This window comes from Pandoraea sp. XJJ-1 (assembly GCF_026802345.1).
Taxonomy (GTDB): Bacteria; Pseudomonadota; Gammaproteobacteria; order Burkholderiales; family Burkholderiaceae; genus Pandoraea; species Pandoraea cepalis.
Map to the genome: position 1 here is coordinate 3,303,067 of NZ_CP113827.1, position 20,907 is coordinate 3,323,973.

Consider the following 20,907-nt stretch of genomic DNA (forward strand, 5'->3'; position numbering starts at 1 on the left):
GGGCTACAGGGCCGATGGATGGGGAAACGCGCCGGCCGGTCTGGATTGAGACATCGAGCGCGAAGCTGCGCCAGAAAACCAAACGGCCCGTCGTGCCGAAGCATCGACGGGCCGCGAGTGCGCGAACGCGTTTCGCTTATTCGACGTGCGCCACACCGCCTGCAAGCACCGCGCCACCGACCATCTCCGCGGGCAGTGCCCACGACATCCAGCGCGTGCGCAGGGCGACGACCAGCAAGAACGCCAGCGCCGCCAGTGCGCCGAACGTGGCGAAGCCCATCTGGTAACTGCCCGTCGATTCCTTGGCCATGCCCATGATGACCGGCAGGTAGAAGCCGCCAATGCCACCGGCCGCGCCGATGATGCCCGACATCAGCCCCGTCTTGCCTTGCCAGCGTTGCGGCACGAGCTGGAACGTGGCGCCGTTACCGAGACCGAAGCACAGGTAGATCAGCACGAGCAGAGCGACACCGGCACCTTGCGGGGGCATCCACGCGGCAAAGACAAAATCGATGACCGAAATCGCCGCGAGCAGCAGCACCAGCGCGCGCACGCCAGAGATTCGGTCGGCCACCATTCCGCCGATGGGACGCACCAGCGCACCGAGGAACGCGAGCAGCGACATGAACAGCCCCGCCTCGATGCGCGGCATGCTGTACAGCGAGATGAGCAGCGTGGTCACATACGACGACATGCCGACAAAACCACCGAACGTGATGCTGTAGACCAGCATGATGACCCACGTGTCCCGTTCGCCGAGCACGCCGCGATAGTGACGCGGCAACACGGCAATCGCCAGCAACGCGCCCAGCACCGGCAGCAGCAACACACCGGCCTTGCCTTCGCCGAATGCGCCGGCATGCACGCACAACACGAGCGCGATTAGACCGAACACGGTAATGAAGAAGCTCGTGAACGCGCGCGGCGCGCTGCCCGACTTCACACCCTGATCCTTTGCCCAGAACACCAGCGCCAGCGCAGCAAGCGCGAGCAACGGCAGGGCGGCACCGGCCGCTCGTGCCCAGCCGTAGTGCTCGGCCAGTCCCGGGAACATGAAGCCATCGAGCACCGCGCCAATGTTGCCCGCCGCGGCGAGACCCAACACCAGCCCCTGCACCTTCGGCGGATAGTTGCTGCCTGCCATCGGCAACGCCACGGCGAAGCTCGCGCCGCCGATGCCGAGGAGCACACCGAGTACAAGCAGCAGCGTGTACGACGGCGCACCCGGCATCAGCAGCAGCACGACCGACGGAATCGCCGACAAGGTGATGCCCATCAACGCGATCTTGCGACCGTCGTAGGCCTGATACAGGTTGCCCAGCGTGACGCGCAGAATCGCCGCGCCCAGCACCGGCACCGCCACGAGAAAGCCCGTTTGTGCGGGCGTCATCGCGATGTCCTTGCTGATGAACGGCGCCAGAGGGCCGAGCATCACCCAGACGGTGAAACCCGTGTCGAAGTAGAGAAAACACGCAACCAGCGCGCGCCAGTTGCCACTTTTCAACGATTGCGTGAGCGTGCTCATGGATACCCTCGTGTTCGTATGCCAAAAAAAAAGCGCCCCGAAGCCGTATGCCTGTGAACAGGCCTATGGCTTCGGGACGCCGTTGCCCCGAAGTCCGCGCTCGCGCGGAAGTCATGCGTGCGGTGCAGAAAATTCGCTTGTCTTCTCTCGGCCGTCGTTGGCCTTGCCTACTGCTTAGCAAATGGCGTGCCATGTGCTTGCCAGAATAGGCTCGAGACTGGGCGAAGCCCCGCAGGACAAGGCGAGGCAGGATGTCGAGGTCATCAGAAAAATCGCGCAATCGGCCGCGCGGCGTTGTGCGCGCGACGCCCCCGGTGACACCGCAACGGGCACGATGCCGCATCGCGATGCGGCGGCGCACCACAACTGTGCCGCCCGCCTGCCGAGCAGGCCGCATTTCCGCCCACGACCGGCGAATGACCGGGTTGGTGGATAATCGAACCGCCCATCGCCACCGTCCAGACATTGCTCATGAACGCCAAGCTTTTCCCGCATCTGCTTCGCTTCCATCCGCGACTGCTCATCGCCATCGCTCTCGGCGTGCTTGCCGGACTCTTCGTCCAGGTCTTCGTGAGCGGGGAGTTCAGCACGATAACGCGCATATTGATCGGCTGGAACACAGGCGCCTGGTCCTATCTCGCGATGATCTGGCTCATGATGGTCACCGCCCCCAAGCGCAGCATCGAGCGCTTTGCCGAGCAGGAAGACCAGAGCGCGGCCATCGTGCTCACCGTGGTCAGCCTGTCGGCCATCGCCAGTGTGGCCGCCATCATCCACGTGCTGGCGAGCGCCAAGACCGGCGCCCCGCATCAGGCCTCGGAGCATGTGCTGTTCGCGGCCGCCACGCTCATCGCCGGATGGTTCCTCGTGCCGACGATCTACACGCTGCATTACGCGCGGTTGTACTTCACGGATACGGAGTCGCCCTTCGCGCTGGCCTGGCCCGAGCGCGACTGCGATCCGGATTACTGGGATTTCCTGTATTTCTCGTTCACCATCGCCGTCGCCTCGCAAACCGCAGACATCGCGCTGACATCGCGCCGCATGCGACGCACCGCGCTCGCGCAGGCCGTTCTCTCGTTCTTCTTCAATCTCGCCGTGCTCGGCCTGTCGATCAATATCGGCGCCGGATTGCTCGCGTAGCGCCCGCCTGCGTGTGACATGAGGTCGCACCCGGCGAGGACGCGAATCCCCACAAAAACAGACCACTAGCGCAAATCGACGTGGCAATTGATGCCGCGTCAATGCGCCGCATGTGACGTCTTGTCACGCGTGCTGCGGTGCAGCACGTCCTACCATGCAGGCAAACAAGGGGCGGTCGGCAGTGAGGGTCGCCCTATAGACAGGGTTGGTTTGCCTACATTGATCACGACATGACTGCCGCTCCAGAAGCTGTCGACCTCGCGCGCCTGCAATTCGCGTTCACGGTCTCGTTTCACATCGTATTTCCCGCCGTCTCCATTGGTCTGGCGAGCTTCATCGCCGTGCTGGAAGGTCTCTGGCTCAAAACACGTCAGCCGCACTATCTCGATCTGTGTCGCTTCTGGTCGAAGGCCTTCGCGGTTTGCTTCGGCATGGGCGTCGTCTCCGGCGTGGTGATGGCCTATCAGTTCGGCACCAACTGGTCGGGCTTTTCGAGTTTCGCCGGCGCGGTCACCGGGCCGCTGCTCACTTACGAGGTGATGACCGCGTTCTTCCTCGAAGCGGGCTTTCTCGGCATCATGCTGTTCGGTTGGAACCGCGTCAGCGAGCGTGCGCACTTCGCCGCGACCTTGTGCGTGGCCGTCGGCACGTTGATTTCGACGTTCTGGATTCTCGCGTCGAATAGCTGGATGCAAACGCCGCAGGGTGTCGAGATCGTCGACGGCCGCGTGGTCGTGCTGTCGTGGTGGGACGTCATCTTCAACCCGTCCTTCCCGTATCGGCTGGCGCATATGAGCATCGCGGCGTTCGTCGTGGCCGCGCTGGTCGTGGCGGGCACCGGTGCATGGCACTTGCTGCGCGGGCGCCGCGACCCGGCCGTCAAGACCATGTTTTCCATGGCCATGTGGCTGCTGCTGATCTTCGCCCCGTTGCAGGCCGTCGTCGGCGATCTTCATGGCCTGAACACGCGTGAGTACCAACCGGCCAAGCTCGCCGCCATCGAAGGGCTTTGGGATACGAAGACCGGCGGCACGCCGCTCAACCTGTTCGGCTGGCCCGACATGGCCGCCGAGACCACACGTTATGCGCTTGAAGTACCGCACCTGGGCAGCCTCATCCTCACGCATCGCTGGGACGGCGAGATTCGTGGTCTGAAGGAATTCCCGAAGGACGAACGCCCCAACGTGCCGCTGGTGTTCTGGAGTTTTCGCATCATGGTCGGTCTCGGCCTCGCCATGATCGCCGCTGCGCTAGCCGCCGTGTGGCTGCGCCGTCGCGGCACGCTCTTCACGTCGCGCCGCTTCGCCCGCGCCATGCTCGTCCTATCGCCGACCGGCTTCGTTGCGTTGCTGGCGGGTTGGGTCACCACCGAAGCCGGACGCCAGCCGTGGGTCGTCTACGGGGTGATGCGCACCGCGCACGCCGTGTCGCCGGTGAGCGCCCAACAGGTGCAGGTCTCGCTGCTGGTGCTCGTGCTGACCTACTGCCTCGTGTTCGGCACGGGCATCTATTACCTGCTCAAGTGGCTGCGCGTCGGTCCGGTGTTGCCCGGCGAGCCGTCGGCGGCGTCCGGCAGCGATCACACGTCGCCACGCGGCCACCTCGCGGCGCAAACCGCCCCCGCCCTGTCCGGGCTATCCGGACGAATGGACACCGACGGCGCGCACGCCACTTGATCGCCCCCCATCACGACATCGACGTTACCGAGACTTCTCATGGATCTGACTTTGGCGTGGGCCGCCATCATCGCGCTCGGCCTGTTTCTCTACGTGGTGCTCGACGGCTTCGACCTCGGCATCGGCATTCTTTTCCCGTTCTTCCCCGACGCGCGCGAACGCGACACGATGATGCACTCCGTCGCCCCCGTCTGGGACGGCAACGAAACATGGCTCGTACTCGGGGGCGCCGGATTGCTCGCCGCGTTCCCAATGGTGTATTCGGTACTCCTCTCGGCGCTGTATCTGCCGCTCGTGCTCATGCTCGTGTGCCTGATCTTCCGCGGCGTGGCGTTCGAGATTCGCGGCAAGTCGCAGCGCACCCGGCCGTGGTGGGATCTCGCATTCATCGGTGGCTCGGCCGGCGCAACGTTCTTTCAGGGCGTCTCGCTCGGCGCGTATCTGTCGGGCATTCCGGTGGAGAACGGCCAGTTCGCGGGCGACGCCTTCGCCTGGGTCACCGCCTTCAACCTGTTCACCGGGCTGGGCCTGGTCGTGACGTACGCGCTGCTCGGCGCCTGCTGGCTGATCGGCAAGACCGAGGGCGATCTGCAGCGACGCTTGCGTGTGCTCGCCTGGCCGCTGACGCTCGGGCTCGTGGCCACGATGGCCGTCGTGTCGCTGTGGACACCGCTGCGCGTGCCGCTCGTGGCAGATCGCTGGTTCGCCGACCAGTGGTTCTGGCGCTGCCTGCCCGTGCCGTTCCTCGTGGCGGGCGCCACGCTCGTCATGCGCCGCGTGCTGCGCCGCTCGCACGATGCCACGCCCTTCTGGCTCGCCATCGGACTCGTGTTTCTGGGGTACAGCGGGCTGCTGATCAGCGCGTATCCGTACGCGATTCTCCCAGGCATCACGCTGTGGGACGCCGCCGCCCCGCACTCGAGTCTGTCGTTCACGCTATGGGGCGCGGCCTTCATTATTCCGGTGATCCTCGGCTATACGATGCTGGCCTACTGGGTATTTCGCGGCAAGGTGGCTCACGATGCGCACTATCACTGACCTCGTGCGGCCCGCCGTGCGCCAGCGGCGCGAGCGAGCCGTCGCCCACCCCGCCTGGCGGGTGCGGTTGATTGGCTGGGGATGGTTTGTCGCGCTCTGGTGCGCCGGTGTGGCCGGCACCGCCCTGCTTGCACTACCATTCAAGCTCATCATTGCATCTGCCAAATAGGAGGCGTGCTTATGAATCGACTTTCATCCGCTACGGGAAAGCAATCGTTGCGAATCGCCGGCGCGGCAGCCGTGGCCGTGATGCTCGGCACCGGCGCGGGGGTGGCCTGTGCCGAAGGCATGAGCGTGTCGTCGAGCGCGTTCGCCGACGGCGGCATGCTGCCGGCGATCCACGCCGGGCTGGGCGAGTGCGGGGGCAAGAATGTGAGCCCGCCGCTCGCGTGGCAGCATCTGCCGCAAGCCACGCGCAGCGTGGTCATCACGATGAAGGACCCGGACGGCGCGAAAGGCGGCGGCGTGGTGCATTGGCTCGCCTACAACATTCCGGCGACCGTCTCGTCGCTCGCGGCCGGGGCGGGCAATGAAACGAACGAGCACGTCACGCTGGGCAAGAACGTCAGCGGCGCAATGGCCTATCGCGGCGCGTGTCCGCCGGTCGGCGATTCGCCGCATCACTACATCATTACGGTGACGGCCACCGATCTGGAACCGGGCCGTCTGCCGCCGGGGCTCGACGCCAACGGTCTGACTGCTGCGCTGGCCGGTCACACGTTGAACGGCTCGACCGTCGTGGCGCGGTACGGCCGGTAAGCGCTCGCCGTCGCACAGCAAAAAAAGCGCTGGCGGGACATCCCCGCCAGCGCTTTTCGTGGGTACGCCTTCCTGCGACTATTTGTCGCGAGCGAGCGCGAGAAACTCCGTGCGCAACGCCAGGTTCGGCTGCAACTCACCGAGCATCGCCGACGTCACAGTCTCTTCCCCGGCCGTGCGAATACCCCGGCTTTCCATGCACATGTGACGACACGACACCACCACGCCGACTGCCTTCGGTTGCAGATGCGTCATCAGCGCTTCGGCGATCTGCGTGGTCAGGCGCTCCTGCACTTGCAGGCGGCGCGCAAAACAGTCGACCAGACGCGTGAGCTTCGACAATCCGACGATCTTGCCGTTGGGCAGGTAGCCGATGGTCGCCTTGCCGAAGAACGGGGCAAGATGGTGCTCGCAATGGCTGTAGACGGGAATCCCTCGTACGACGATCAGTTCGTTGTATTGCTCGGCGCCGTCTTCGAAGACCTTGAGCACTTCGGCCGGATCCTGGCCGTAACCGGACGTCCATTGACGCCAGGCCTTTTGAACGCGCGACGGCGTTTCGTGTAGACCGGGGCGGCTCGGGTCTTCGCCGATGTGTTTCAGGAATCGCTTCCAGTCGTTTTCGTCGAACGTGTCGTGAGACATATCAATCAAGCTCCTTGCATGAGGTCCGGTGCGCTGCGCTGTTAAGGTTCGCGCGCCCCGTGCGCCGCCGGACATGTGCGCACAATAGCAGAGAGTCCCTGCCCGCGCATGGCGACGGATTGCCCGTTGCCCCCCTTTTGCGCTAAGGTGGCAGCGAACAACCGCAACGCACGAGGCGCGTCATGCCGGCAAGCCCCCGCATGTGCACTAACGCGATCACCCTTGCCGCCATGGCCGCGCTGGCTGGCTGCGGCGACCACTCCGCCCGGCCGTGGCAAGGCTATGTGGAGGGCGAATTCGTCTATGTCGCCTCGTCGCAGGCCGGCACCCTGACTACGCTGTCGGTGACCCGCGGCCAGGAGGTCAAGGCGGGAGAGGCCCTCTTCGATCTCGACGCCACTTATGAACTGGCCGCACAGGCCCACGCGCGCGAGACGCTCGCCAGCGCCGAGGCCCAGTTGCGCGATCTCGAAACCGGCAAGCGCCCCGACGAGATCGCCGTCGCTGCCGCCCAACTCAAGCAAGCCATCGCCGTGCGCGACAAGTCGCTTGCGCAGTTCGACCGCGATCAGGCGCAATACGCCGCCGGCGGAATTGCTCGCGAACAGCTCGACGCCAGCCGCGCCGACGCCCGCAGCAGCAGCGCCCGCGTGCAGGAGTTGCAGAGCAGTCTGGCGGTCGCGCGACTGCCGGGCCGCGACGCGCAGCGGCAGTCGCAGGCCGCTCAGGTCGATGTGGCACGCGCGGCGCTTGCGCAGGCCGACTGGCAACTCGCGCAGAAGCATGCCGTCGCGAGCGCCGCCGGGCGCGTGTACGACACGATGTACCGCATCGGCGAATGGGTCGCGGCGGGCAGTCCCGTCGTGCGTCTGCTGCCGCCGGGCAACATCAAGGTGCGCTTCTTCGTGCCGGAGACCGCCTTGGGTACCCTGAGCGCGGGGCAGACCGTGCACATCGCCTGCGACGGATGCGGCGCAGGCGTACCCGCCCGCATCACGTACGTCGCCCATCAGGCCGAGTACACGCCGCCCGTCATCTACAGCAACGACACGCGCGACAAGCTCGTCTACATGATCGAAGCACATCCCGCCGCGGCAGACGCCGTCAAACTCAATCCCGGGCAACCGGTGCAGGTGACGCGCCCATGAACGGCCGCGATGCGCGCCCGCGTGAGATTGTCGCCCCCTCGGCCGACGAGGGCCGTCTCGCGATCGATGTGAAGGGTCTGAACAAACGCTTCGGCGACAAGCACGTTGTCAAGGATGTGTCGCTGCAAGTGCAGCGCGGCGAAATCTTCGGTTTTCTCGGGCCGAACGGCAGCGGCAAGACAACCTGCATTCGCATGATGTGCGGCTTGCTCACCCCCGACTCGGGCAGCGGCACGTGCCTCGGTTTCGATATCGTGCGCGAGAGCGCGCAGATCAAGCGTCACGTGGGCTACATGACGCAACGCTTCTCGTACTGGGAAGACCTGACCATTCGCGAGAACCTCGACTTCGTGGCGCGCGTGTATGGCATGCCGAACCGGCGAGACGCCGTCGAGCGAGCCATCGAGCGGCTCGGCCTGACGGGCCGCGCAAAGCAACTGACCGGGTCGCTCTCCGGCGGCTGGAAGCAGCGCCTGGCGCTCGCGGCGTGCATGCTGCACGAGCCGCAGGTGCTGCTGCTCGACGAACCGACCGCCGGCGTCGACCCGACCGCCCGGCGCGACTTCTGGGAGGAATTGCACGAGTTGGCCTCGCGCGGCATCTCGGTTCTCGTGAGCACGCATTACATGGACGAGGCCGAGCGCTGTCACAAGCTCGCCTACATCTCGTATGGCGAACTGCTCGCGCAAGGCACGGCCGCCGAGGTCACCGCTCGCCAGCAGTTGTCGACGTGGCGGGTGCATGGCGAGAACCTCATCGATCTGGCGCGCGAGCTGCGCGCACAACCCGTGGTGGCACAGACGGTCGCCTTTGGCGATACGCTGCATGTGAGCGGGCGGGATGCCACCGCCCTGGACAAGTTGCTGCACGACCTGGCCAGCGAACGAGGGCTGCGGGTCGCGCCCATCGACACGAGCCTGGAAGACGTGTTCATTTACCTGATGAGCCACGCGAAAGACAACTTCGGAGACAAGGCGTGAGCGCGCCGCTCGGGTTCTCGATCGCCCGGTGGTGGAGCATCGTGTGCAAGGAGTTCCTGCAACTGCGCCGCGACCGCGTGACGTTTGCGATGATCGTGGGTGTGCCGCTTGTGCAACTGGCCCTCTTCGGCTTCGCCATCAACTCCGATCCCAAGCATATGCCGACCGCGACGCTCGTGGCCGACGACAGCGAGTTCACGCGCAGCTTCATGGCCGCGATGGAGCATTCGGGATACTTTCGCTTTACCGAGGCGTTGACCAGCGAAGATGCCGGACGCGCCGCTCTCGCGCAGGGGCGCGCGCAGTTCGTGCTGAACATTCCTGCCGATTTCACTCGCCGTCTGTTGCGCGGCGAGCGGCCCGCCGTGCTCATCGAGGCCGATGCGACGGATCCAATGGCAATGGCCTCGGCGCTCGGCGCCTTGCCAGCCATCGCCCAGTCCGTCGCGCAAAAGGACCTGACGGGGCCGCTTGCGAATCTGGCCGGCTCGCAGGCGGCGTTCGACGTGCAGGTGCATCGTCTCTATAACGCGGAGGGCATCACGCAATACAACATCATTCCCGGCCTGATGGGGGTGATTCTGACGATGACGCTTGCGATGATGACCGGCATTGCCATCGTGCGCGAGCGCGAGCGCGGCACGATGGAGAACCTGCTCGCCACGCCGGTATTGCCCATCGAAGTCATGACCGGCAAGATCGTGCCGTACGTCGCCATTGGCTTGCTTCAGGCGACCATCATTCTGATCGCCGCGCGCTTCGCCTTTCATGTGCCGTTCGAAGGCAGTGTCGTCGCGATCTATCTCGCCGCGCTGGTGTTTATCGCGGCCAACCTGATCGTCGGGATCGCGTTATCGTCGTTTGCACAGAACCAGTTGCAGGCCATGCAACTCACCGTGTTCTACTTTCTGCCGAGCATGCTGCTCTCGGGCTTCATGTTCCCGTTTGGCGGCATGCCCGCGTGGGCGCAGGCCATCGGCAACCTGCTGCCGCTGACGTATTTCAACCGGCTCATTCGCGGCATTCTGCTCAAGGGCAACGGCTGGGCCGATGCGTGGCACGATCTGTGGCCGCTGCTGGCCTTCTCTGCCATCCTCATGATGGTGGCCGTGAAGTTCTACAAACGTACCCTCGACTGAGGCGCTCATGCGACTTGCCCAACTTGCGCATCGCCGCCGCCCCGCCTACGGGTCGCGGTGGCTGGCGCTCGGGCTGAGCGCGATGCTTGCCGCCTGCGCGCTCGGACCGGACTGGCGCACCCCCGACGCTACGCATGTCGCGCAATACACCACGGGCACACAACCGTCGACGACGGCCGGGGCGGCGGGTGCGCAAAGCGCCGCGCAGACCTTCGTCGCCGGCGAGGACGTGCCGTCCGCCTGGTGGACCCGCTTCGGCTCGCCCGCACTGGACGCCCTCGTCGCCCAGGCGCTGACCGACAGTCCAACGCTACGTCAGGCCGAGGCGAAGCTGCGTCAGGCGCAGGAGGACTTTCGTGCTCAAGACGGCGCGCGCTCGCTGCCCTCGGCGAATCTGAAGCTCTCCGGCACGCGCGAACGGGTCGATCCGGCGTCGTTCGGCATTACGAGCTTGCCAAGTCCCGGGCCGTTCACCTTGTATAACGCCAGCGTCGACGTGTCCTACACGCTCGACGTGTTCGGCGCCAATCGCCGCGCGCTGGAAGGGCTCGCCGCTCAGATCGACTATCAACACTTCACGCTGGACGCGGCCAGGCTCTCGCTCGCGGGCAACGTGGTGACGGCCGCCCTGCGCCAGGCCAGTGCCCGGGCACAGCTCTCGGCGCTCGAAGGTATCGTGGCGGCGCAACGAGCGCAGCTCGATATCACACGCTCACGCGAGCGCGCGGGGGGCGTATCGACGCTCGACGTCGAGAATCAGGCGACACTCGTCGCCCAGACCGAAGCCCAGCTGCCCGCGTTGCGCACGCAAATTGCGCAATACGATCACCAGTTGGCGCGCTTGACCGGTCAGCCGCCTGGCGCGTTCGCGTCGCCCGTCATCGAGCTCGACACCCTGCATTTACCGCAGACGGTTCCCGTCTCGCTACCGTCGACGCTGGCCCGGCGCCGACCGGATATCCGCGCCGCCGAGGCGTTGCTGCACAAGGCGAGTGCCGATGTCGGCGTCGCCACCGCGAACCTCTACCCCCAGTTCACGCTTTCCGGCAGCTTCGGCACGCAGCGCATGCGACTGGCCGATCTGGGCGATGGCATCAATATCTGGAACCTCGGGATGAACCTGCTGCAACCGCTCTTTCGCGGCGGCGCATTGCAGGCGCAACGGCGTTCGGCCATCGCGGCATACGACGCCGCACTGGCGTCGTATCAGGACACCGTGCTGCTCGGCCTCGTGCAGGTCGCCGATGCCCTGCGCGCGCTGGCCTCCGATGCCGACACCCTGGCCGCACGTGCCGACGCGGCCCAGCGAGCGGAAACCGCGCTCCGGATCGCAAGCGAGCGATATCGGGTGGGCGGCATCAGTCATCTCGCTTGGCTCGACGTGCAGCGTCAGGCGCTCGACGCCACACGCGCGCGACTCGACGCGCAAGGGGCTCGCCTGACGGACACGGCCGCATTGTGGCAAGCGTTGGGCGGAGCGATGGTCGAGCCGTCCAGTGTTCAGGCGACGCCCTAGCCGCGCGACTGCGCCTCGTCCGCAAGACACTTCATCAGCGTGGCGACCGGTGGGCGGCCAAGCGCTGGCTGACGCACCAACACCCCCAACTCGCGCGTGAGCGGCGCGCCGCTGAGTGCGAGGACCTGAACGCCCGTTGCGCCGCCCTTGGCAAGCTTCGCCCCCGCGTTCGCGCCAACCGGCAAACCGATGAGCGTCGCAGGCACGATCGACCATCCCAGCCGCGCCCGCACCATGCGCAAGATGACTTCAGGCTCGTCAAGCTCCACGCCCTCGCGCACCCAGAGCCGGTGACGTCGAAGGTAACGCTCGACGAGCTCGCCACCATACGAGCGCCGGTTGTAACGCACGAACGGTAGGGCTTGCGCCCAGTCGGCCACCGTTCCGCCCGTGCCTTTGGGCGCGATCGCCACGTACGGCTCGTGCATGAGGGTGAGCCATTTCATATCGGCCGGCACGCCGATACGCGGGCGGATCATCACCGCCAGATCGAGTTCCTTGGCATCGAGTTGCGCGAGCAGCTGCACGGACATGCCCGGCACGATATTCAGATGCGGCATCGCGCCGAGCGCGGTCCAGCGCGACATCGCGCCGGGCAGGAGACCCAGTTGCACCGTGAGGATCGCGCCGACGTGGATCGGCGCGAGCGCCGCCTGCCCCCCGTATACGCCCGCCTCGCCGCGCATCGCCTGATAGCCGGCAATCACTCCCTGCGCCTGGGCGAGCAATCGACGGCCATCGTCGGACAAGGTCACGGCGCGGGCGGTGCGCTCGAAAAGTCGCACACCGAGATCGTCTTCAAGTCGCTGAATCTGCGCACTCACGGCCGACTGGGTCAATCCGAGTCGCGCCCCCGCCGCCGAGAACGAAGCGGTTTCGGCTGCCGTGACGAAGGTTTTCAGATAGCGGATCATGGATCGAAAATTTTCTGCCTGAGCGTTCGAATTATTCGTTTTGGATTGTTTTTATCGATGGATAGAATTTACCGCAAATCGGTGACGCCGTTCACGCCACCGATGACCCAGGACAGCATTTCCGATAGCGCTCGCCGGATTCGGTGCTCGCTTCTCACCAAATGGCATTGGAGTTTCCTATGGCAACACCGCTCTTTCATCTCGCGTTCCCTGTCGACAACCTCGATGCGGCCCGCCGCTTCTACGGCGACGTGATGGGCTGTGCCGAAGGCCGCAGTTCGGATCACTGGATCGACTTCGACTTCTTCGGTCATCAACTGGTGGCCCATCTCGCGCCGGAAGACGCCGGCAAGCGAATCACGAACCCGGTCGACGGCGATGAGGTTCCCGTCCCGCATTTCGGCGTTATCCTTGACATGCCGGCATGGCACGCGCTGGCCGATCGCCTGCGTGCCGCGGGCACCCGCTTCGTGATCGAGCCGCATATTCGCTTCGCCGGGCAGGTGGGCGAGCAAGCGACGCTCTTCTTCTATGACCCGGCCGGCAACGCGCTGGAGTTCAAAGCGTTCGCGGATATGTCGCAGGTCTTTGCCAAGTAATACTGTTGCGCTGTCGTTCGCGCGGTCAGGCGCGACGGCATGCAAGGCGCCGCCTCGTGTCGGCGCCTGTGTTTTTCCGTCATTGTTTCGTATCAGCCGAGAGTCTTCTCATGAGCCAATTCGTTATTTCGGCGCCGCCCCAGGCGTCGGTCGCCGTGGCGGGCAGCGATGCCCGTTTCCCCGTGCGTCGCGTGTTCTGCGTCGGCCGCAACTATGCTGCGCACGCGCGCGAGATGGGCAGCAATCCGGATCGCGAGCCGCCGTTCTTTTTCATGAAGCCGGCCGACGCTGTCGTGGCCGCCAACGGCACGCTGCCCTACCCGCCGCTCACGAGCGAACTGCACCACGAGATTGAACTGGTGGTCGCCATCGGTGCCGATGGCGAAAACATCGATGCGGATCATGCGCTCTCGCTGGTGTGGGGATATGGCGTTGGCGTCGATCTGACCCGTCGCGACCTGCAACAGCAAGCCAAGGACACGCGCCGTCCGTGGGACTGGGGCAAGGCGTTCGATGCGTCGGCCCCATGCGGCCCGCTGCACGCCGTGGCCGAGGTCGGCCATCCGAAGGAAGGCCGCGTGTGGCTTGACGTGAACGGCGAGAACCGCCAGACCGGTGATCTCAACGAACTGATCTGGTCGGTCCCCGATCTGATTGCCGAGATCTCGCGCAGCGTGAAGCTCGCCGCGGGCGACCTGATCTTTACCGGCACCCCCGCCGGCGTCGGGCCGCTCGAACCCGGCGACAAGGTCAGCGCCGGCGTGGCCGGTGTGGGTGAGATCGCCTTCGCCATCGGCCAGAAGCCTGCCGCCTGACGCGCGTCGTTCGATCGCTTCGAACGCCGCACCGGTGCGTCGGCCGGGACACCTCGACCGGGATATCCACAGCAACTGTTGATAACCCTATGCATAAGTGTCCCGCCGACGGCGCAAACGCCCGCTGGCATTAGGTGTCAAGTCCATTGCCTAATTTGCCGTCACCCGCGACACATTCAGCATGCCCTCCCCGCTTTGCCGTTCATTCCTGAAACGTTTTTCATCGAACGACGAGATACGCTTCGCGTCGAGCGTTCAAGTTCCCTTTTGATTCAAGGCGTTGTTATCACTGGCACGCTTCTCGCATCATGAACGATGCAAGCCGTCCGCCCTCGGGGAAGCCTCATCGCCAGGGCCAACTGCCTCGGGAATCACGCCATGCACGCCACATGGCCCCGGCACGCCCGATGCCTATCCCTCGCCGGGAGCGCCCCGAGCGCGGACGGATTGCACCGATGATCGATTCGGTTCAGACGATGGGAAATCGTCAGGGAGGGGATCATGCAAATGCGCCGCACGGGGCCTTGCGCCCTAAGTCCCTGCGTCAGATCGCTCGCGCCCGCGAGTCCTGCCAAATCGGCCCGCCGTCATCCGCGCGAGCGGTGTGCGAGCTGGCGTCATCGGCGACACGACGCCGCCGTCGATCGGCGCCACGTCGCGCCCGGTCGGGCATTGCGCTGAGGCTCACCCTCGTCAGGGAGCCTCGCCGTCTTCCGCCCAGCACTTCGCCGCGCGCACCGCGCGTTGCCAGCCGCTGACGGCACGACTGATGTCTTGCGCGGACAGCTTGCGGGAAAAACGTTGCTGCAATTCCCATTGGTGCGCCAACGTGTCGATGTCCGGCCAAAAGCCGACGGCCAGCCCCGCCAGATAGGCGGCGCCGGCCGCCGTCGTCTCGATGACCTTGGGGCGCACCACGTCCGCGCCCAACAAATCCGCTTGCCATTGCATCAGCAGATCGTTGGCCGCGGCGCCGCCGTCGACACGCAGCTCCGACACATGCAGCCCCGCGTCGGCCTCCATCGCGCGCAAGACATCGAGCGTCTGGAATCCGATACTGTCGAGCGCGGCACGGGCCACGTGCGCCGCCGTCGTGCCACGCGTTGCGCCGAACAGCGTGCCACGCGCGCGCGGTTGCCAGTGCGGCGCGCCCAGTCCGGCGAACGCGGGCACCAGCACGACACCATCGGCGTCGGGCACGCTGGTCGCGAGCGCCTCGACATCGCGCGAATGGCGAATGATGCCCAGCCCGTCGCGCAACCACTGCACGACCGCGCCACCGATGAAGATGCTGCCCTCGAGGGCATAGTCGACGCGGTCTCCGATCTTCCAGGCCACCGTCGTGAGCAGATTATGGCGCGACGCGTGCGGCTTGTCGCCGGTGTTCATCACCATGAAGCACCCCGTGCCGTAGGTGTTCTTCACCATGCCAGGCGAGAGGCACATTTGCCCGAAGAGCGCCGCCTGCTGATCGCCCGCGATGCCTGCAATCGGCACCGGCACGGAGAACAGCGACGTGGCCGTGTGTCCGTATACCTCACTCGATGAGCGAACCTCCGGCAACAGGCTGCGCGGCACATCGAGCAGCGCGAGCAGTTCGTCGTCCCAGTCGAGCGTGTGGATGTTGAACAGGAGCGTGCGCGACGCGTTCGACACGTCGGTCACATGCAACTTGCCACCGGTCAGATGCCACACGAGCCAGCTATCGACGGTGCCGAAGGCCAGGTGCCCGGCGTTGGCGGCGTCGCGCGCACCGGCCACGTTGTCGAGAATCCAGCGGATCTTGCTGCCCGAGAAATAGGCGTCGAGCCGAAGCCCGGTGCGGCTTGCAACGAGATCGTCGTGCCCTTGCATACGCAGCGCATCGCAGAAATCCGCCGTGCGGCGGTCCTGCCAGACGATGGCGTTGTACACCGGCTCGCCCGTACGACGATCCCATACGAGGGTCGTCTCACGCTGGTTCGTAATGCCGATGGCCGCGATGTCGCGCCCCCCGACACCGGCGTGCGTCAGCGCTTCCGCCGCGACCCCGGCCTGCGTCGCCCAGATGTCGCGCGGGTCGTGCTCGACCCAGCCCGGATGCGGATAAATCTGACGGAATTCCTTCTGCGCGGTCGCCACGACATGGCCATCGCGATGGAACAGCAACGCTCGCGAGCTGGTCGTGCCCTGATCGAACGCGAGGATGTACGCGCCTCCTGACATTGCCGACGTCTCCTGTTTATTCAGCGGAACTCAGGCCGCCATTTCCGCCTGCTGGGCAAACCACTGTTGCACGCTGGCTTCGCCATCCTTGCCGAGATGCAGACCGAGTTTGGTCCGGCGCCACAGCACGTCTTGCGCCGTGCGCGCCCATTCGTATTGCGCAAGATAGCGCAGCTCGGCCTCGTAGAGATCGCCGCAGATGCGCCGCCCCAGTCCGTCGAGCGAATTCGCCTCGCCAAGCAGCACATGCGTGCGCGTGCCGTAGGTGCGCGCGTATCGATGCGCGAGCGCCGGCGGCAGCCACGACGTCTGCGCACGCAGCGATGTTTCGAACGCACCGGCATCCGGCTCGGCCATATCGCCGCCCGGCAGCGGCGCGCCCGCCGTCCAATCGCCGTGCGCGAAACCCAGCGGGCCGCGCAAATGCAACATCGCTTCTTCCGCGAGTCGACGGTAGGTCGTGATCTTGCCGCCGAACACCGACAACAGCGGGGCGCGCGTGCCGGGCGCGTCCAGTTCCAGCTTGTAATCGCGCGTGACCGCCGACGGGTTGGAGACTTCCTCCTCCATCAGCGGACGCACGCCCGCGTAAGTCCAGACGACATCCGCAGGCGCGATCTGTCGGGTGAAATACTGGCTGGCGGACTGGCAGAGATAGGCGATCTCATCGTCGTTGATCGCGACGTTCGCCGGATCGCCGTGATATTCGATGTCGGTCGTGCCGATCAGGGTGAAGTCGCGCTCGTAGGGGATCGCGAAGATGATGCGCTTGTCGGGATTCTGGAAGATGTAGGCGTGATCGTGATCGAACAGCTTGCGTGTCACGATGTGGCTGCCCTTGACCATGCGCACGCGATGCGTGGCCTGCTGGTGCAACACGTCGCCAAGCAAATGACCGACCCACGGCCCGGCCGCGTTGACGATGGCGCGCGCACGCACGGTCTGGTGCGCACCTTCGGACGTCTCGAGTTGGGCCGTCCACAGGCGCTCGCCACGCTCGGCGCCCGTGAGCCGCGTGCGCGTGAGAATCGTCGCGCCGCGCTCGGCCGCGTCCTGCGCATTGAGCACGACCAGACGCGCGTCCTGCACCCAGCCGTCCGAGTAGACGAAGCCGCGCGTCAAATCGCGACGCAGCGGAGCGCCCGCCGGATGCTGGCGCAAATCGATACCGCGCGAGCCGGGCAGGATTTCACGCCGGGCGAGGTGATCGTAGAGAAACAACCCCGCGCGAATCATCCACGCCGGTCGCAGATTCGGCATGTGTGGCATCACGAAGCGCAGCGGCCACATGATGTGCGGCGCGGCGCGCAGCAGCACCTCGCGCTCCTGCAACGCCTTGCGCACCAGGCCGAATTCGTAATACTCAAGATAGCGCAGCCCCCCGTGAATCAGCTTGGTACTCGCGGATGACGTGTGGGACGCCAGATCGTCCTGCTCGACGAGCAACACGCGCAGGCCGCGACCGGCCGCGTCGCGCGCAATGCCCGTTCCGTTGATCCCGCCGCCCACGACCAGCAGGTCGTAGGGAGGCCGTGTGTTGTCCGATGGCGATTGAGCGGGTGTCTGCACGTCGTCACTCCGGGGGTTGAGCGTCAAATCAGGAAAAGTTCGAAAATGTTCGCTTTATATTCGTTTACGAACATCAATGTTCGAATTCTAACAGATTGGCGTACTGGAGCTTCGAATTCGCGCATTCTACGGTCCCGATGCGCGAATACGCGCCTGACGGGGGTTGATGCCCCCTCGTCAGTCCGCGACGTGTACCAGAGTACCGGCCTCGGCGATCACGTCGGCCATGCCAGCGGGCACCGGGCGATCGGTAAACAGGGCATCAACCTGTGACAGGTGCCCCAGGCGAACGAGCGCCGGGCGCCCGAACTTGCTGTGATCGGCGGCCAGAAAGACGGTACGAGAGTGCGCGATGATCGCCTCGGCCACGCGCACTTCGCGGTAGTCGAAGTCGCGCAGCGTGCCGTCGGCATCGATGGCAGAGATACCGACGATGCCGAAATCGACCTTGAACTGACGGATGAAATCGAGCGTCGCTTCGCCCGTCACGCCCTGGTCGCGTGCGCGCACCACGCCGCCGGCAATGATGACTTCGGCGTCCGCATAGCCGCTCATCATGGCAGCGACGTGCAGATTGTTGGTAATGACGCGCAACCCACGATGACGCGACAGTGCACGGGCCACGGCTTCCGTCGTGGTGCCCAGGTTGATGAAGAGCGAGGCGTGATCGGGAATTTGTTCGGCAAGACGTACGGCGATGCGTCGCTTCTCGTCGGCCAACTGGGTCTGACGGGCATCGTAGGCGTCGTTCTCGGCCCCGCCCGGCAGCCCGACGCCGCCGTGGTAGCGACGCACCCACTTGCGTTCGGCCAGGAAATTGATGTCCCGCCGGATCGTCTGCGGCGTTACCTCGAAGCGTGCGGCGAGTTCATCGACCGTGAGAAAGCCATCGCGACGAACGGCGTCGAAAAGCGCCTGTTGGCGCGGATTCAGCGACGCCTGCTCGGCATCGCCGGCATTCGTTTGCGCCTCGGAGACGTCGATCGGTTCAGTATGAGACATCGGCACGCACGCAGTAAAAGCCTTCGCGCGGCCCGGCCGGCCACGCGTTCGCCGTCATGATACCCCGACGGGGTATGACGTTATCGTGACCGCCGCATGAGCGCCTGCCTCGTCGCCTGGCGCGACGCCGTCAGAGGCAGCGGCGCACGGCATCGGCGAGCGATTGGGAGGCCGTCGAACCGAGATACAACGTGCCTTCGCTACCCGGCTTGTGCGGCGCCAGGTCAAGCACGGCGAGCACGCCGTCGTTGCTGGAGGAGAGTTCAAGTGTCTGGCCCGCGCCTGCCTTCGAGCGTTGCACCCGTGCATGCGGCAGTTGCCGCTTCCACAGATGCGCCGTGCAGGTACTCACGCGGGCGGTGGTCTTCTTCGACGATCCTTGCCAGACGGCACCATTGCCACGGGCATCCGCAACGGTGTCGCGATAGGCGGGGAACGTCTCGACTTTTACATTTTCCGGTGCAACGTCGGCCACGCTGCCCACCGGCGGATCGTCGTGCGCGACGACCGGCGTCGTCTGCGCACACCCAGCCAGCAACACGGCGAGCCCGATACTCGCAGCGGCCGATGCGGCCACCGCGCGCGCCGCCCTGCGCCGCGACACGCGCGACGTGCCCGAATTCCTGTCTTTGCCCCGGTTCATGCCCCCGCTCCACGCTCGCAAATGGCTGTCGCACACGCATTGTCGTTCTTCTGCCGCAACAAGCCAGGCATCGGCGCCGGCTTGCACGGGCCGCGCGGCCTTTCGGGCGACGCACGGTCAGTTGGCGCTCATCTTACCCGCGTTATTCATAGCATGGCAATTCGCGCAATGCGCGCTGGCCCGAATCGCGTATATTGCTGGTTTCTGTCACACTGCGTCGCATCGTCTCGCGCCCCACCCTGCTGCGAGCCGACGTGCCATCCCGTCTACCGGGCCCAGGATCAACCGTCCGGCCGGTAAGTCATAAGCGATAACAACTCGCGGGCATGACACGCACGTGAATCCTGCCAACCCGTATACCTTTTTGCGACTGTCCCGATTTCCATGTCCAGCAATGCGCAAGCCCCAATCATCGTCATCGCCCCCGATTCGTTCAAAGGTTCGCTGAGTGCCCCGGAAGTGGCGCGCGCCATCGCATCCGGCATTGCGCGGGTACTGCCGCAGGCCGACCTGCGCTTGCGTCCGATGGCAGATGGCGGCGAAGGCACGCTCGACGCCCTGCTCTCCGCAGGCGGACGCCGTGTACCACTCTCGGTGCGTGGCGCCGGCCAGGCATCGGTCATGGCCGAGTATGGCCTCATGCCCGACGGCACCGGTGTGCTGGAAAGCGCCAACGTGGTGAGCATTACCGACCCGGTCGGAATGCAGACGCCGGTGGCCGAGCGCTCGACGGTCGGCCTGGGAGAACTGCTGCGCGCACTGCTCGATACCGGCGCACGCCGCGTGCTCATCGGCCTGGGCGGCAGCAGCACCAACGACGGTGGCGCGGGCCTTCTCGTCGGCCTCGGTGCGCGCTTGCTCGACGCGTCGGGCGAAGCGGTGCCGCCTGTGCCCGCCGCGCTGCATCGCGTGGCGTCAATCGATCTGAACGGACTCGACGCCCGCCTGAAGGACTGCGAACTGATCGCCATGTCCGACGTGAACAATCCGCTCAACGGCCCGCAAGGCGCCACGGCGATTTTCGGGCCGCAGAAGGGCGTGAGCGACGCGCAGGTTGAGCCGCTCGACCGTGCCATCGCGCATTTCGCGGGCCATGCGCATCGCGCGTTCAACGCCAATGAAGCCGCCAGCCGCGCAGGCGCAGGGGCGGCGGGCGGCCTGGGCTTTGCGCTGCACCTGCTGGGTGCGAAGTTTCGCTCTGGTGCGGAAGTCGTGGCCGAGCGCGTCGGGCTGCCGCAAGCGGTGGAAGGGGCCGACTGGCTCATCACCGGTGAAGGCCGCAGCGACGGTCAGACGCTCTCCGGCAAGACCCCGATGATTGCCGCGCAGGTGGCGATCAGGGCCGGGGCGACGGCCTCGCTGCTCTCGGGCGCCATCGACCGTAGCGCGCTCGACAGCCTGTCGCGCGTGTTCTCGGGATGCTTCTCGCTGACGTTCGGCCCGACCACGCTGGAGAAGGCGATTGCCGATGCGGCCGGCCTGCTGGCCGACAGCGCGGAACAAATGACGCGCCTGCGTTACACGCACAAGGGCTGAATCCGAGTCGCCGCGAGCGGCCCGACAGTCATCGGGCCGCTCGCGCGCTCGTCAA

The 20,907-nt window shown here is 65.7% G+C and carries 19 protein-coding genes; 12 read left to right on the top strand and 7 right to left on the bottom strand.

Annotation, left to right across the window (positions count from 1 at the left end):
• Window positions 1–136: 136 nt before the first annotated feature.
• Window positions 137–1,525 (bottom strand): MFS transporter, encoded by a 1,389-nt coding sequence (locus tag OYT13_RS15135; RefSeq protein WP_017233402.1) that lies wholly within the window; start codon window positions 1,523–1,525, stop codon window positions 137–139.
• 471 nt (window positions 1,526–1,996) lie between these two features.
• On the opposite strand from OYT13_RS15135, the gene OYT13_RS15140 reads away from it, so the two are divergent.
• The 5 genes from OYT13_RS15140 to OYT13_RS15160 all read left to right on the top strand — a co-directional run bounded on the left by OYT13_RS15140 (window position 1,997) and on the right by OYT13_RS15160 (window position 6,141).
• A complete protein-coding gene (locus tag OYT13_RS15140; protein WP_017233401.1) occupies window positions 1,997–2,668 on the top strand; it encodes a DUF1345 domain-containing protein in 672 nt (223 codons plus the stop codon).
• 230 nt (window positions 2,669–2,898) lie between these two features.
• Window positions 2,899–4,344, top strand: a complete 1,446-nt coding sequence (locus tag OYT13_RS15145) for a cytochrome ubiquinol oxidase subunit I (protein WP_261938336.1) — start codon at window positions 2,899–2,901, stop codon at window positions 4,342–4,344.
• Between the two features lie 39 nt (window positions 4,345–4,383).
• The gene (gene cydB / locus OYT13_RS15150; RefSeq protein WP_017233399.1) at window positions 4,384–5,382 is read left to right on the top strand and encodes a cytochrome d ubiquinol oxidase subunit II; all 999 of its coding nucleotides are present in this window, start codon (window positions 4,384–4,386) and stop codon (window positions 5,380–5,382) included.
• On the top strand, window positions 5,366–5,551 hold the full coding sequence (locus OYT13_RS15155) for a hypothetical protein (protein ID WP_157211419.1): 186 nt from the start codon (window positions 5,366–5,368) through the stop codon (window positions 5,549–5,551). Before cydB ends, OYT13_RS15155 begins: the two co-directional genes overlap by 17 nt.
• Before the next feature lie 11 nt (window positions 5,552–5,562).
• The gene (locus OYT13_RS15160; protein WP_051060136.1) at window positions 5,563–6,141 is read left to right on the top strand and encodes a YbhB/YbcL family Raf kinase inhibitor-like protein; all 579 of its coding nucleotides are present in this window, start codon (window positions 5,563–5,565) and stop codon (window positions 6,139–6,141) included.
• A 78-nt stretch (window positions 6,142–6,219) separates the two neighbouring features.
• On the opposite strand, the gene folE is transcribed toward OYT13_RS15160, so the two are convergent.
• Window positions 6,220–6,786 carry a GTP cyclohydrolase I FolE gene (folE, locus tag OYT13_RS15165; RefSeq protein ID WP_017233397.1) on the bottom strand — a complete coding sequence of 189 codons (567 nt, stop codon included), beginning with the start codon at window positions 6,784–6,786 and terminating at the stop codon, window positions 6,220–6,222.
• Window positions 6,787–6,968: 182 nt separating this feature from the next.
• On the opposite strand from folE, the gene OYT13_RS15170 reads away from it, so the two are divergent.
• The 4 genes from OYT13_RS15170 to OYT13_RS15185 are packed head-to-tail and all read left to right on the top strand — an operon-like array spanning window position 6,969 to window position 11,569.
• Window positions 6,969–7,934, top strand: a complete 966-nt coding sequence (locus tag OYT13_RS15170) for an HlyD family secretion protein (protein ID WP_051060134.1) — start codon at window positions 6,969–6,971, stop codon at window positions 7,932–7,934.
• Window positions 7,931–8,914 (top strand): ABC transporter ATP-binding protein, encoded by a 984-nt coding sequence (locus tag OYT13_RS15175; RefSeq protein ID WP_017233395.1) that lies wholly within the window; start codon window positions 7,931–7,933, stop codon window positions 8,912–8,914. Before OYT13_RS15170 ends, OYT13_RS15175 begins: the two co-directional genes overlap by 4 nt.
• Entirely contained in the window at window positions 8,911–10,053 is a 1,143-nt protein-coding gene (locus OYT13_RS15180) for an ABC transporter permease (protein WP_017233394.1), read from the top strand. Before OYT13_RS15175 ends, OYT13_RS15180 begins: the two co-directional genes overlap by 4 nt.
• 7 nt (window positions 10,054–10,060) lie before the next feature.
• Window positions 10,061–11,569 (top strand): efflux transporter outer membrane subunit, encoded by a 1,509-nt coding sequence (locus OYT13_RS15185; RefSeq protein ID WP_017233393.1) that lies wholly within the window; start codon window positions 10,061–10,063, stop codon window positions 11,567–11,569.
• Here the strand turns inward: OYT13_RS15185 and OYT13_RS15190 are convergent.
• On the bottom strand, window positions 11,566–12,483 hold the full coding sequence (locus tag OYT13_RS15190) for a LysR family transcriptional regulator (protein ID WP_017233392.1): 918 nt from the start codon (window positions 12,481–12,483) through the stop codon (window positions 11,566–11,568). The two genes, OYT13_RS15185 and OYT13_RS15190, sit on opposite strands and share 4 nt — an antisense overlap.
• Window positions 12,484–12,662: 179 nt before the next feature.
• Here OYT13_RS15190 and OYT13_RS15195 point away from each other — a divergent pair, with 179 nt between their 5' ends.
• Window positions 12,663–13,082: a VOC family protein gene (locus OYT13_RS15195; protein WP_017233391.1), complete on the top strand. Its 420-nt coding sequence runs from the start codon at window positions 12,663–12,665 to the stop codon at window positions 13,080–13,082.
• Between the two features lie 110 nt (window positions 13,083–13,192).
• A complete protein-coding gene (locus OYT13_RS15200) occupies window positions 13,193–13,897 on the top strand; it encodes a fumarylacetoacetate hydrolase family protein (protein WP_017233390.1) in 705 nt (234 codons plus the stop codon).
• Window positions 13,898–14,590: 693 nt separating this feature from the next.
• Here the strand turns inward: OYT13_RS15200 and glpK are convergent.
• The 4 genes from glpK to OYT13_RS15220 all read right to left on the bottom strand — a co-directional run bounded on the left by glpK (window position 14,591) and on the right by OYT13_RS15220 (window position 19,316).
• The gene (gene glpK, locus OYT13_RS15205; RefSeq protein WP_268566510.1) at window positions 14,591–16,102 is read right to left on the bottom strand and encodes a glycerol kinase GlpK; all 1,512 of its coding nucleotides are present in this window, start codon (window positions 16,100–16,102) and stop codon (window positions 14,591–14,593) included.
• Between the two features lie 30 nt (window positions 16,103–16,132).
• Window positions 16,133–17,671 carry a glycerol-3-phosphate dehydrogenase gene (glpD, locus tag OYT13_RS15210; RefSeq protein WP_017233388.1) on the bottom strand — a complete coding sequence of 513 codons (1,539 nt, stop codon included), beginning with the start codon at window positions 17,669–17,671 and terminating at the stop codon, window positions 16,133–16,135.
• Window positions 17,672–17,848: 177 nt separating this feature from the next.
• Entirely contained in the window at window positions 17,849–18,673 is an 825-nt protein-coding gene (locus tag OYT13_RS15215) for a DeoR/GlpR family DNA-binding transcription regulator (protein WP_017233387.1), read from the bottom strand.
• Between the two features lie 130 nt (window positions 18,674–18,803).
• Window positions 18,804–19,316 carry a hypothetical protein gene (locus OYT13_RS15220; protein WP_268566511.1) on the bottom strand — a complete coding sequence of 171 codons (513 nt, stop codon included), beginning with the start codon at window positions 19,314–19,316 and terminating at the stop codon, window positions 18,804–18,806.
• Window positions 19,317–19,700: 384 nt separating this feature from the next.
• Here OYT13_RS15220 and OYT13_RS15225 point away from each other — a divergent pair, with 384 nt between their 5' ends.
• Window positions 19,701–20,852 (top strand): glycerate kinase, encoded by a 1,152-nt coding sequence (locus OYT13_RS15225; protein WP_017233385.1) that lies wholly within the window; start codon window positions 19,701–19,703, stop codon window positions 20,850–20,852.
• Window positions 20,853–20,907 lie beyond the last annotated feature (55 nt).